This window comes from Actinophytocola sp., assembly GCF_045807065.1.
GTDB lineage: Bacteria > Actinomycetota > Actinomycetes > Mycobacteriales > Pseudonocardiaceae > Actinophytocola.
In genome coordinates, this window is sequence record NZ_JBJMIE010000202.1 from 1 (window position 1) to 12,295 (window position 12,295).

At 69.5% G+C, this 12,295-nt stretch carries 11 protein-coding genes; 3 read left to right on the forward strand and 8 right to left on the reverse strand.

Going from position 1 to position 12,295, the window contains the following annotated elements:
- Window positions 1-311: 311 nt before the first annotated feature.
- The 3 genes from ACJ73U_RS11760 to ACJ73U_RS11770 form a co-directional block, all read right to left on the reverse strand.
- The gene (locus ACJ73U_RS11760; protein ID WP_407777609.1) at window positions 312-515 is read right to left on the reverse strand and encodes a hypothetical protein; all 204 of its coding nucleotides are present in this window, start codon (window positions 513-515) and stop codon (window positions 312-314) included.
- A 204-nt stretch (window positions 516-719) separates the two neighbouring features.
- Window positions 720-1,250 carry a hypothetical protein gene (locus ACJ73U_RS11765; RefSeq protein ID WP_407777610.1) on the reverse strand — a complete coding sequence of 177 codons (531 nt, stop codon included), beginning with the start codon at window positions 1,248-1,250 and terminating at the stop codon, window positions 720-722.
- Between the two features lie 498 nt (window positions 1,251-1,748).
- On the reverse strand, window positions 1,749-2,030 hold the full coding sequence (locus ACJ73U_RS11770; RefSeq protein ID WP_407777611.1) for a hypothetical protein: 282 nt from the start codon (window positions 2,028-2,030) through the stop codon (window positions 1,749-1,751).
- On the opposite strand from ACJ73U_RS11770, the gene ACJ73U_RS11775 reads away from it, so the two are divergent.
- A complete protein-coding gene (locus tag ACJ73U_RS11775) occupies window positions 2,029-2,130 on the forward strand; it encodes an SDR family oxidoreductase (protein ID WP_407777619.1) in 102 nt (33 codons plus the stop codon). The two genes, ACJ73U_RS11770 and ACJ73U_RS11775, sit on opposite strands and share 2 nt — an antisense overlap.
- Window positions 2,131-2,209: 79 nt before the next feature.
- Here ACJ73U_RS11775 and ACJ73U_RS11780 read toward each other — a convergent pair whose 3' ends face one another.
- On the reverse strand, window positions 2,210-3,259 hold the full coding sequence (locus ACJ73U_RS11780) for a LolA family protein (protein WP_407777612.1): 1,050 nt from the start codon (window positions 3,257-3,259) through the stop codon (window positions 2,210-2,212).
- A 235-nt stretch (window positions 3,260-3,494) separates the two neighbouring features.
- Here ACJ73U_RS11780 and ACJ73U_RS11785 point away from each other — a divergent pair, with 235 nt between their 5' ends.
- Window positions 3,495-7,181, forward strand: coding sequence for a BTAD domain-containing putative transcriptional regulator (locus ACJ73U_RS11785; RefSeq protein ID WP_407777613.1), 3,687 nt, complete (start codon window positions 3,495-3,497; stop codon window positions 7,179-7,181).
- A 339-nt stretch (window positions 7,182-7,520) separates the two neighbouring features.
- Complete coding sequence (locus ACJ73U_RS11790; RefSeq protein WP_407777614.1) at window positions 7,521-9,164, forward strand: alpha/beta hydrolase; 1,644 nt, start codon at window positions 7,521-7,523, stop codon at window positions 9,162-9,164.
- Between the two features lie 132 nt (window positions 9,165-9,296).
- On the opposite strand, the gene ACJ73U_RS11795 is transcribed toward ACJ73U_RS11790, so the two are convergent.
- The 4 genes from ACJ73U_RS11795 to ACJ73U_RS11810 form a co-directional block, all read right to left on the reverse strand.
- Window positions 9,297-9,545 (reverse strand): RICIN domain-containing protein, encoded by a 249-nt coding sequence (locus ACJ73U_RS11795; protein WP_407777615.1) that lies wholly within the window; start codon window positions 9,543-9,545, stop codon window positions 9,297-9,299.
- 126 nt (window positions 9,546-9,671) lie between these two features.
- A complete protein-coding gene (locus ACJ73U_RS11800; RefSeq protein WP_407777616.1) occupies window positions 9,672-9,932 on the reverse strand; it encodes a response regulator transcription factor in 261 nt (86 codons plus the stop codon).
- Window positions 9,933-10,232: 300 nt separating this feature from the next.
- Entirely contained in the window at window positions 10,233-10,844 is a 612-nt protein-coding gene (locus ACJ73U_RS11805) for a hypothetical protein (RefSeq protein ID WP_407777617.1), read from the reverse strand.
- Between the two features lie 204 nt (window positions 10,845-11,048).
- On the reverse strand, window positions 11,049-12,295 hold a 1,247-nt coding region (locus ACJ73U_RS11810; protein WP_407777618.1), incomplete at its 5' end, for a PQQ-dependent sugar dehydrogenase.

The window sequence follows — 12,295 nt, forward strand, 5'->3', positions numbered from 1 at the left end:
GGCTCGTGCGGGACGGGTTGGTGGGGCTCGCGCTCCGCGCGGCACCCGAAATCCCCCGTCATCATCCATCCCCGCCAGGCATCCGATCCGACTTGGCGGGTCCTGGCGGAGTCGGTTCATCGGCGGGTCGTGGAGCAGGAACCTGCCCTGCCGCACCGGTTCTGGCGCCCGCGCATCCGAGGCGTTCCTGCCCCGCCGTGCGCGATCATCCGCGGTAGCGGGCTGGTCGACCTGACACTTCGCCGTCAGTGTCGAGTCCGAATCTGCGTCCGGACCGGTGACCGGTCCGGACGCAGGCGTGTTCGGTCGGGCTACGTGGTCGGGATGGGCAGCAGTTCGTAGCCGACGCTCGACTCCGTTCCGTCCGGCGCGGTGAGCACGGCGATACCGACGATGTCTCCGCCGACAATCACCACCTTCCCGAGGTTCCCCACCACCACGCCCTGGTCGTTGATGGACCGCGCCCTGGTTTCGGTGTGCTGGTTGCTCTCGTCACCGGGCGCGCCGAGGAACACGGGCAGAGTCTCCGCGGAGCCGAGTACGAGTTTGTACTGCGGAACGGCCGCGGCCGCCGCGCTGGGCGCGACATAATTCGATGCAACGGCTTCACCGGGTGCGGGGGACCGGCGGCAGCGCTGCTCGGCACGCGGCGGTGCGACCAGTTCAGCACGTAGGTCGCACCGCCGCGGTGGCAGGCTGCCTGCACAGCGCGGGTGATTTCAGCCGACGATGACCAATGCCGTCGGGCCGGACGCGGTCATGACACCCTGGACGGTCAGGCACTTCAACGCGTCAAGGGTCGCCTCAACGGTGGTTCTCACCACCTGCGCGCCGGCGAACTGCCCGCTCACGACCTCGCCCTCGCTGACGAACACCGTCTCGCCGGCGGGCTTGATGTTGACCGTGAGGTTGTAGCGGATGACGCTGTTCGCCCCCGAATTCCAGTGGACGACCATTGTCGAGTTGAAGCTGGCCGTCAGGCAACTGGCCGTGCCACTGCCGTTGATGGTGAATGTCGCGTTGTTGATGGCCGGATTGCTGGTTGACACACAGGAACCGAGAGTACCGTCGACGTGAACCGTCGTGGGCTGCGGCACGAACGTGAGTCCTGGTTGGAAGTCGGTGGCCTCGGTTCCGTCAGGACACGCGACGAGCGTTTCCGAGGCGCTGGCCAACTGCGCGCCCACGGGAAGTAAACTGGTCAGAAGGGCAAGGAACAACCCTGCCGCAGCGATGCGGCCGATTTTCATAACGTCTCTCCTTTTCGTACGTGCACCACGTCCCAATAGGACTCGGTGGCAAGGTGGATGTGAGCGTGCGCCCGAGAAGTGGCCGAGTCACTAGCGCACTCTCAATCTTTATCCAGTTGTGACGACAAGGATTGTTTGGCTGCATCGTGTCGACGAACGGGAATTTCTGACCAATTCCAGCGCCGCTGACCAGTGGACCTTGCGGGCAACGTCGGTGCATTCTGCCGTTGCCCTGGTCGGGCCGCGTCGGTAGCGTGAAAATTCTTTCCAAGTAATTGGGTTGCCGAGTTACAGGGCGACCGCGGTGAGCAACTCGGACATCCGGCCGGTGAGCTTCGCGAGAGCGAGCGGGCGGTGGTCCTGATCCGGACCGGGGACATGGAAGCCGTGAAGACCACCGACCCGGACCACCGGGAACGGCGACGGGCTGCTCGTCCAACACGGCCAGGGTTGAAGTACAGGAACGGCAGGTCGACCACCGCCGCTCGCGACATCACATCAACGGTCTGGCTGGTCGCGCAGCACATCCCGGCTCGAGACGAGCAACTGCCGCAGTGTCTCGTACACCTGGTTGCCGAGCAGGTCGCGAATGTCGCGGTCGACGGCTTCTTCCCGGGTGACGGCCTCCTCGGCAAGCAGGCGCCCCTGCTCGGTGGCATGCAACTCGACGGTGCGCCCTCGGCCTACTCGGCGTTCGATCAGTCCGAGCTTCTCCAGGCGGGCGACGATGTGGCTGATCGCCTGCTGACCGCTGCGCCGGATCGGTACGGCGCAGGACATCGCGAACGCGGTCCTCTACCTTGCCAGCGACCTGTCCGCCTTCGTCACCGGCACCGACATCCTCGTCGATGGAGGTGTCACGTCGGCTCTGAACCTCTGAAAAACTCTGAAACTGTCCCGGAATGTTGTTGTCCGAGCACCGGAGGAGTGGGCGCCACGCACCGCGCGGCGCCCCGATATCACCCGAAGACGGTCAGGATCACGGCGGAGTAACCGACCGTGGTGTGTTCGACGTTGGCGGCGAGGAATGCCGACTCACCGAACACGACGTAGGGCAGGAACGGGACCGGACCGCCATTGTCGTACCAGAACCACGCGAAGGCCGGTTGGAGAATCGGCGTGGCCTGGGCGACCCCGAGCACATCGAACGGATTGAGGGCGGCGGCGGCCTGTGCGATGACACATCCGGTGTTGGGAAAATCGGTGTACCCGATGTGGTAGTTGCCGTCGATGTAGCCGGTGAAGCTGGTCAGGATCAACGGATCGGGCGCGATCGTCAGCGGACATTCCGGGGCCTGTGCGACAGCGGCGGCGGTCTGGTCGATCTGACGATAACCGGACGGCACGGTGAACAGCTCCGCCGGCGGGGCGGTCTTGGTTCGCACGTCGGTGTAGGTCCTGGTGTACCTGGCGCCCGAGGCCTCGGTGACCTGGATCTGCACGGCCAGCTGGATGTCCGGGGCCAGCCACGTGGTGACCTCCCGGACGTCGGGTGCGGCGTTGTCCCGCGGCGTGGTCACCGTGTAGGAACGGCCTTCGGCCTTCACGTCCCCGAACCAGGCCGTGCCGAGGCTCCTGGGCTCGGAACTGAGCTGTTGTCGCTTCGTCCTCACCGCTCCGGTCGTCGCCGGGAGCTTGCTCGGCTTGGCCGGCGCCGACGTCGTCGTGTACGTCCCGGCCCTGGTATCCATCCGTACGGTCGTTCCGGCGACCGGATCGTTGATCGTCACCACCGAGCCGCTCTCGTGCCGAGTGCGCCCCCGGCTGTCCCGATACAGTCGGTTCTGCTCCTGGCTGTCGTGTAGCCGGCCGTCCGAGCCGAGCGACGAGCGGCTGATGTTCTCCACCGCGCTCAACGCCACCGGCGGTGCGCCGTGCTGCCGCGGCTGGCCCACGGCCGGCATCTCGGCAGACCGCGTGCCCGGCCCGGCGCTGGCCTGGATGGGAGCGACGAACATCGCCCCGGCCAATCCGATGACGAGCACCGCGACCAGTCTTCTTCGCTTCATCAAACCTCCTGGTGATCAACGCGATCGTCGGCGCACCGACTGGATGTCGATCGGACGACGACCGGCAACAGCCACTGACCCCCGGCGCCACCGCCGCCCTCATGAAGTCGGTCATCCGCCTCGGGGTAGCACCGTGCACGGCCGTTCGTGTGAATCGCTTGCCGGCGTCTGCATTTCCCCGGTCATCTGCGCTATCCCTGTTGGGTGGCGGCGCGCCAGGAAGGCGGGCACGGCGATGAACATCGCTCTGCTAGGCGAGGTGACCGCGCACGTCGACCAACAGGAGGTGATCCTCGGGCCCGCACGGCAGCGGTGTGTGCTGGCGGCGCTGGCCGTGGATGCCGGCCGGTTGGTGTCGGTGGAACGGCTGGTGGAGCGGGTCTGGGGTGCTGACACGCCCCGGCGGGGAGCGGCGACCCTGCACAGCCACATCTCCCGGCTGCGCGGCGCGTTCGCCGGCGCGCTGGCCATCGTGCACCGCTCCAACGGCTACACCCTCGAGGTGCGGCATGCCGACCACGTGGTGGACCTGCTCCGGTTTCGCGCTCTGCGTGACCAGGCCCGCGGTGCGGGGACGAGCACGCATATGGTGGCGTCGCTGACCGAGGCCTTGGCGTTGTGGCGCGGCGAGCCGATGACCGGGTTGAGCGGGGAGTGGGTGGAAGGCGAGCGCGACCGGTGGCGACAGGAACGCCGGGCCGTGGAGCACGACCTGATCGATGCCCGGCTGCGCATCGGCCACGGTGAGGAGCTGGTGACGCAGCTGTGCGAGCGGACCGCGCGGCACCCGCTGGACGAGCGCGTGGCCGGCCAGTACATGCTGGCGCTGCACCGCGCCGGACGCTCGGCGGACGCCCTGGACCACTACCGGCAGCTCCGAGAACATCTGGTCGAAGAGCTGGGCACCGACCCCGGCGCCGCCCTGCGGGCCCTGCACCGGCAGATCCTGGCCGCCGACCCCGACCTGATTCCCACACCCGCCGTCACCGCGACCGAACCGGTGGTTCCTCGGCGACTGCCCGCTCCGCCCTCGCCACCTGCGGGCCGCGGCGAGGGCGCCACCCGCCCTCCGAAAAGACCGCCCGCAGAGGGAGCCGGGCGCCAGGGGATGGCCGGTTCCTCCGGTGCCACCCCCCTGGTGGGCCGCGCCACCCAGCTGAAGTTGCTCGACGACGCGGTCGCCGCGGTTCTCGACGGGCAGTTCGTCGTTGTCCAGGTATGTGGTGAGGCGGGGCTGGGGAAGACGCGGGTTCTCGCTGAGCTCGGCCAACGCGTCGCCGCCGCGGGACTGCTGGTCCGCTCCGGACGCGGCACCCAGTTCGAGCAGGAGGTGCCGTTCGGCATCTACGCGGACATGGTGGAGCCCATCACACCGGAGCCGGTCATCCCCCTCGACGAGCGCGAGATCTCACCCGAGCGCCGCCTGCGGATGGACTCCCGTCTACGCCGGATGCTCGCGGCAAACGCGGCGACCGGCGTCGCGTTGCTGCTCGACGACATGCACTGGGCGGACTCCGCCTCGCTGGAGCTGACCGAGCACCTGGTCCGCACGCCGCCGCCGGTTCCGTTGCTGCTCACGGTCGCCTTCCGCGGCACGTCCGCGCCGGCGCGGCTCGTCAACGCCATCGCCCGGCTTGGTGCCGTGGCAGTGCTGATCGACCTGCCGCCACTGGGGTCGGCCGACCTTGAGGTGCTGCTGGCCGACACGCCGCGACATCGCCGTTCTCTGATCGCACGCGCCAGCGGTGGCAACCCCCTGTACGTCCAGGCGCTGTCGCGCCTGCCCGACCACACGTTGAACGGCCTGGCGACCCTGGCACGACCGCAGAGACCGGTCGACGCCAACTGGGTCGTCGACTCACAGGGCTACGTGCTGGCCGGGCTCGCCGCCGAGATCACGACACAGGAGCAGGCGGTGCAGACCGTCGCCCACGTCGCTGCCATCGCTGCCGACCACACGACCATCGACCTGGTCGCCCACGTCGCGGCGCTGCCGATGGAGGAGGTGACGAGCGCGGTCGACCAGCTCGTTCGGATGGGCCTGATCGAGGCCGACGGCGCACGGATGGCGTTCCGGCACCCGTTGATGCGGGCCGCCGCCTATGCGCTGACCGGCCCGGCCTGGCGGTTCGAGGCCCACACGCGCACCGCCGACTACCTGCGTGCCCGGCGGGCCTCCCGGCAGATCGTGGCCCACCACACCGAGCAGTCCGCGCGGTATGGCGACCAGACCGCGGTGGCCACCCTGGCCGAGGCCGGCATCCTGTACGCGCACGAGGCTCCCGCCCAGGCCGCCCGGTGGCTCGGCACCGCGCTGCGGATCATGCCGGACGGCGGCCCTCGGGACGAGCGCCGCGCGGCGGTCGCGCTGTGGTACGCCCGCACCCTGGGGCGCAGCGGCGAACTGAACCGCTGCCGCGAAGTGCTCCAGCAGCTCACCCGCCCCGACAGTCCCGTACGTGTCCAGGCCGAAACGTTCAGCGTGGCCATCGCGCGGCAACTCGGGGACTTCGCCGAGGCGGCCGCGACGCTGAACGCACAGCTCGCCCGTGAACTCGACCCGCTCGGCGAGGCCAAGCTGCGCACCGAGCTGTCCGCGGTCGACGCGTTCCGGGAGAACCCCACCGCCGCGGTCCACCACGCACAACGGGCGCTCGAGCTGCTGGACCGGGATCAGCCGGTGCTCGTGGCCACAGCACACACGTTGCGGGCACTCGGCGCGCTGTACAGCGGATCCACCACGTCCGCGCGGCAGTACCTCACCGAGGCCATCGACGCCGTCGACGCCGTGAGCGACGCCGAGCTGCGACCGTACCTCGAGATCATCTCGCCGCTGGCGCTGGCGGAGATCCAGCTCGGAGTGCTGCACGACGCAGCGCGTCACCTCACCCGCTCCCGCCGGGTCCTGGACACGCTCGGACCGAGCAGCGCCTCGCCGTACCTGCTCGTCATGGAGACACTGCTGCACACCCGCACCGGCGACCTCCCCAGGGCGATCGAGCTCGGTGAGGAGGCGACGGCCGCCGCCGAGCGAGTCGGCAGCGCCGAGATGTGCGCGATGGCGACCGCGGTCCGGCTGCGCCCTCTGTCGTGGGTTGCCGGACCGGCCGCCGCACTCGCCGTCGCCCGTGGTCCCGCCGACGCACCGCACTCGCGTGCCTGGTGGCGAACCAGCCGGGTCGAGCTGGCCCTCGCCCACGTCCTGAACGGGGACCGGCGTGGTTGTCTCGAACTGCTCGCCGACAGCTCGGCTCCGCCGTCGAGCCATCCGCCGACCGTCGCGGCTCGCCACGCGCTCGCCGCGATCGCGTTGGCCGGCAGCGGGGACTGCCACGCCGCCGAGGACGCGAGTGCTCAGGCGCTGGCCGCCGCGGAGGGGCTGGCGTACGAACGTGCTCTCGCCGAGTTCAGCCAGTCGTTCACCGCGTACCGCATGCGTCGCCCGGCCCGGGCGGTCGCACTGGCGAACGACGCGGCGGCCGGGTTCGCCGCTGCGGGAGCGCCGGCGGAAGCGGCGCTGTCGCACCACCTCGCTGGCGCCGCGCACCGGACCGCGGGCCGGCTTCGCCGCTGCGACGAGTCGTTCGACCGGGCCGAGGCCGGCTACACGGCATGCGGTGCCGCGTGGCTGTCGACCGTGCTGGCGAACCAGCGCCGCCCGACCAGTATCAAGCGAACACCCCCTCGTGGCGCGCCGCTCACCGCGCGCGAATGGGAGATCGCCGAGCTGGCGACGACCGGCCTGAGCAACCACGAGATCGCGACCCGGCTGTACCTCAGCCGACGAACCGTCGAGTCCCACCTCAGCCGCGTCTTCACCAAGCTGGAGATCCACTCCCGCACCGCCATGGCACACCACCTCGCCGACCTCGCCCGCCATGAAGCGCGGCCGAGCGGCTCGAACACCGACCGATCTCCGTAGCCGGTTTGGGTAATTTCACCGATCCCGGCACCGGTCAAGAAGCCGCGGACAAGATCTCGATGAAGCGATGCGCGCACTCGAACGACGACACAACCCGAACCCGCCACAACCACCCCCTTGACATGAAGGGGAGCCATGAGAGGGCGATCGCCTGATCGCTGTGCGATTGTCTTCATCGATATGCGCCCGGGTCGCGCACCCGGGGCGGCGGAGATCGGCCGAACGGTCACTTCTTCCCAGCCTTCTGGCCGTTCCGGCATGTCGCTTCCCTTCCCTACGGTGGCCTCGGTTCCGCTCGACCGTGGGCGGAAGCCGCACCATCACGTAGAGGATTTCCTGATGAGCGCACGACGCAGCGCCCTCCGGCGTGGCCTCACGCTGGGCACCGTGACCTTGACGATCTCGGCAGGGCTGACCATGGGGGCGAGCGCCGCGACGCCACCGTCCGCCCCCGACTCCGACAGCGCCGCCACACCCGTGCTCGACTGGGTTCCTTGCCCGGGAGAGACCGGTCCGCCGGGCTCCGAGTGCGCCACGGCCCGGGTGCCACTGTCCTATCGGGACCCGACCGGTCCGCAGATCTCCCTTGCTCTGACCAAACGGCCCGCCAAGGACCCGCGGCACAGGATCGGCACCGTGTTCACCAACCCCGGCGGTCCCGGTGGCGGCGGCCGGATCCCGCCGCGGCTGGAGCCGGTGGTGAGCGCTCGCTTCGACATCGTCGGGTTCGACCCGCGCGGTACCTTCGCCTCCACCCCGGTCACCTGTTCCGACGACCCGGCCGACGACGCGGAACTGAACCCGGTCTTCCCCATCACGGAAGCCGAAGAGGCCGCGGCGATCCGGCAGGTCGGCGACGTCACCGCGCGCTGCGCGCAGCACGCCGGGCCGCTACTGGGGCACATGTCCACCGCCAACGTGGCCAGGGATCTGGACCTGCTGCGCCGCGCCGTCGGCGACCGGCAGCTGACCTACATCGGCACCTCCTACGGGACACACCTGGGTGAGGTGTACGCCAACCTGTTCCCGCAGCGCGTGCGGGCTATGGTGCTCGACGGCGTGCTGCAACCGCAGGAGTGGACCACCGGTCGACTGCCGGGGCAGAGCAGTGAGCCCTACATCTACCGGGTCGGCTCGTACCTCGGTGCCCAGACCGCGCTGAACACCCTGCTGCGGGAATGCGCGGCCCACACCCAGTGCGAGTTCGGCGGCCCCGGCGCCACCGAGCAGAGCCTGCACCGCAAGTACGACGACCTGCTGGCCACGCTGCGCCGGGGACCGGTCAGCTTCACGGACTCGCACGGCGAGACGCAGCAGATCACCTACCAGGAGCTGGTCAGCCGCATGCTGAGCGCGCTCTACGGCTGGGACGCCGCCGCATACATAACCCCTTTCCTGCAGACGGTGTACCTCGCCGCCCAGCACCCGGCCGCGGCCGCTCCCGCGCAGGTCCCCGTGCCCGCCGCGCCCCGGTTCTCCCACCCCGAAGCGACCAGCGCCCCGAACGCGGAGCCCGACGAGCCGCAGATCGCGTACAACACCTGGCACAACGCCGTCGCCTGCACGGACTCCGACAACCCACGCGATCCGCGGGCGGTCGGCCGCTACGCCCGCCTGGCCGAGGCAGCCGCTCCCGGGTTCGCGTCAGCCTGGATCTACTCCGGGTTGCCGTGCGCGAGCTGGCCGGTGACCGACCCCGACCGCTACACCGGTCCGTGGAACCGGCCGACCGCCAACCCGGTGCTGCTCGTGGGTGACCGACTCGGCGACCCGGCGACACCGTACGAGGACGCGGTCTCCACCAGCCACCTCCTCGGCCGAGCCCGCCTGCTCACCGCGGACATCTCCGGGCACGGCGTCGCCTACGACGGTCGCAACCAGTGCGTGGACCAGTGGCTGGACAGCTACCTGACCGACCTGACACTGCCACCGGCCGGCACGGTCTGCGCCGCCGAGCAAGGGCCCTTCGACCCGAACCCCTGAGGCCCGTGCTGCGGCACTATCTCACCAGGCAATCCGAGTGAACCGTCCAGTGTGGATCGAGAGAGCAAATGACGGGAGTGGGGCCGTCGCGGTGACGGCCCCACTCGTCCGTGTTGATGAATCCTCCGGTGACTACGCGATTCCGCCCCAGTGTTGGTTGCGCTGGCCGTCACCGAGGTCGTCCCAGAGTTGGGTCGGCGTGCCGTTGTCGCCGATGCGGTTCGCGTCCGCGTCCAGGCAACGGCCGTTGTACAGGTTGGTGATCGTGATCGGCTGTGCGGGCGCTGCCGTGGCCTGGCCGGCCAGGCCGACACCGAGGCCGGCGGCCAGCAGCAACGCCAACAGTGGCGTTCCCAGGATCCGCCAGAGTTTTCCCTTCATAGGCTTTTCCTTCATCTGTCAGGGATTTCACGATCCGGTTCAACCGGCCGTGGTGTGCACCTGTCAGGGTCGTCCGGCGCGGCGTCGCGAACATCGGGGCAGGCACCGGACCTGCCGTCGCCGGGATCAGGGCTGGCCCTGACACCGGCGTTCGGTCGACCTCAGACACGCCAACACGGCCAGCACGCGACGGTGGTGTTCCGCCTCAGTGGGTATCCCGAGGCGCTGGAAGATCCGGCGGATGTGGGTCTCCACCGTCTTGATCGTCAGGTTCAGCTGCTCCGCGATCGCCGCGTTGGACCGGCCCTCGGTCATCAGGCTCAGCACGTCGTGTTCCCGCGCCGACAGATCCCGCACCGGGTCGCCCCGGCGGGCTGCGTTGAACATGTTCGCGACGACGTCTGGGTCGAAGGCGCAGCCGCCGGTGGCGATTCAGGGCGGACGTCACGAGTTGCTGCTGGGCGCCGTCATGGAGGTCCCGCTCCACCCGCCGCCGTTGCTCGTTGACGGCCGCGACGAGGTGCGAACGGGCGGTCCGAGCTTCGAGTGCCTGGGCCCGGAGCTCGGCTGCCAGCCGTTGGTTGTCCAACTCCAACGCCGCGGCCGAGACCACGGCGTCGAGCACGTACCGGTCCTCGATCAGGGCCGGATCGTGCGACAGCACCGCGATCCGCCGTCCGTGACGCATCACCGAGGTCGCGGCCCCCCACCGACGAGGCCGGCCACGTACACGGGAGCGATGACGCGCCGGGCTGGTGGCGAGGCCGTCAGCCAACGCCTGAGCAGTGTGCTGACGACAGCCGCACCCAGGCTGATCTGCACGAGGTCGACCGCCGGTGTCGGCCAGCCGGCCGCCAGGACCAGCAACAGGTTCGGCACTTCCGACGCGATGAACAGCGCACTGAGCGGCACGAGGATGAACGTCGCTCCGTAGCCGGCGGCCACCAGGGCGCGGTCGGCTGCGGATCGCAGCCGCCCGTCAGGAAATATCAGCAGCAGCTGGACCACGAACCCGGCAGAGGCAGAGCGAAGCAACATGCCCACGGTGTGCACCGGGGGACTGGCCGAAATCTGGAGGTCCTCGGCGAACCAGCCGATTCCCACCAGCACCATGACCAGGCCCACCGGGTTGTCCGGTCGGCGAAGGCTCGCGACCAGACCAGCCACCAGGTACAGCCCACCCACGGTTCCGGAGAACAGTGTCGTGGTGGACTCCTCGTACCGATCAGACGCCGTGACAGCCAGGACGAACACGCCGAATGCGACACCCGCCCCGGTCAGCACACCCACGGTCCGCATCGTCGGCCGCCCCGCCAACGCCCGAATCGCACCAAAACAACGTTTCATCTGGCACCCCCCGATATCCCTGACTCTCGGGACAACATTCAGGAGTGTTACGGGGCGGTGTGACAGAACGGCGGACTGTTCAAGCCCGTCAGGAACGCACCCACGGCGACGAGGAGCACCGGGTAAGCGGGCTCCTCGCCGCCACGGCCGCGGGCGTTACGGCGCCGTGCCGTGGGTCGCCGTCACCTTCCAGATCCGGCCGTTCGCCTTGGCCAGCACGTACAGCTCACCGGCGCGGTCCTGGCCGAGGCGCAGGTCCACCCGGTCGTCGCCGGCCAGGTTCGCCATCGTGGTCTGGGTGCCGCTGGAGTTGAACACCTGCAGCTGGTACAGCGGCGCGAGCCCGGCACCACGCACCATGTCGGCGGCGTTGGTGTAGAACACCCGACCGTCGACCAGGTCGCCGAACACGTACTTGCCGCGCAGTGCCGGCACCGCGGTGCCCCGGTAGACGAAGCCGCCGACGATCCCATGCCCGGCGTCGGTGCCGCACGGCAGGTCCGCGGCGTTGTGGTCGAACGCGGCGACCGGGTAGTCGTAACCGAACTGCGCGTCGTTCGCGGGCAGCGGGTAGAGGTTGCAGCGCTCCTGCCGGTTGAACACGAACGCGCCCTCCCGGTCGCTCCAGCCGAGGTTGTCACCGGCCCGCAGGTCGTAGACGCCCTCGATGTCGTGCTCGCCGATGTGCCCGAGGAACATCCGGCCGTCGGCCGGGTCCCAGCTGAACCGGTGCGGGTCACGCATGCCCATCGCGAAGAACTCACCCATCGTGCCGGACTGTCCCACGAACGGGTTGTCGGCGGGGATGCCGTAATGCCCGTTCGCGCTGTTGGTGCCGCTCGGGTCGATGCGCAGGATCTTGCCGAACGGCACGGTCCGGTCCTGCGGCACGGTCGTCTGGTAGCCGATCCCGCCGTCCCCGACCGCGACGTAGAGCTTCCCTCGGTCGGGGCCGCCGGACACCGCGGTCGGGTTGAAGTCGATCTGCTGGATCGCGTGCAGGTAGCTGGCGAACCCGAGACGCAGCAACGTCCGGTGGGTGCCGCTGAACGTGGTCGCGGCCGGGTTCGTCGCGGTCCACTCGGTCACCACGCTCTGCACCACCGCGTCCGGCTCGGTCCAGTCCGCCCGCTGCGAGGTGAGCGCGTCGAACGCCTCGCTGTGCACGGTGTAGAACTTGCCGTTCGTGGCGAAGTCCGGGTGGAACGCGACGAAGCCGAAGCCGCTGCCCATTCCCTTGCCGGAGAAGAAGTTCGAGCCGACCGTCGCGCGCACGTCGAGGTAGACGCTCGGCGTGCCGCCGCCGGCGGGTTCGGTGTAGAGCCTGCCGTTGAGGTCCGGCACGAACAGCCGGGTCGAGCCGGGGATCTGGCCGAGGAAGTTGATCCTGGCCCGCCGCACCA

Coding starts and splice junctions, on each gene's coding strand:
- ACJ73U_RS11770 (WP_407777611.1), bottom strand. CDS start 2,030: ATGTCCTGCGCCGTACCGATCCGGCGCAGCGGTCAGCAGGCGATCAGC.
- ACJ73U_RS11790 (WP_407777614.1), top strand. CDS start 7,521: ATGAGCGCACGACGCAGCGCCCTCCGGCGTGGCCTCACGCTGGGCACC.
- ACJ73U_RS11805 (WP_407777617.1), bottom strand. CDS start 10,844: ATGCGGACCGTGGGTGTGCTGACCGGGGCGGGTGTCGCATTCGGCGTG.
- ACJ73U_RS11780 (WP_407777612.1), bottom strand. CDS start 3,259: ATGAAGCGAAGAAGACTGGTCGCGGTGCTCGTCATCGGATTGGCCGGG.
- ACJ73U_RS11765 (WP_407777610.1), bottom strand. CDS start 1,250: ATGAAAATCGGCCGCATCGCTGCGGCAGGGTTGTTCCTTGCCCTTCTG.
- ACJ73U_RS11795 (WP_407777615.1), bottom strand. CDS start 9,545: ATGAAGGGAAAACTCTGGCGGATCCTGGGAACGCCACTGTTGGCGTTG.
- ACJ73U_RS11785 (WP_407777613.1), top strand. CDS start 3,495: ATGAACATCGCTCTGCTAGGCGAGGTGACCGCGCACGTCGACCAACAG.
- ACJ73U_RS11800 (WP_407777616.1), bottom strand. CDS start 9,932: ATGTTCAACGCAGCCCGCCGGGGCGACCCGGTGCGGGATCTGTCGGCG.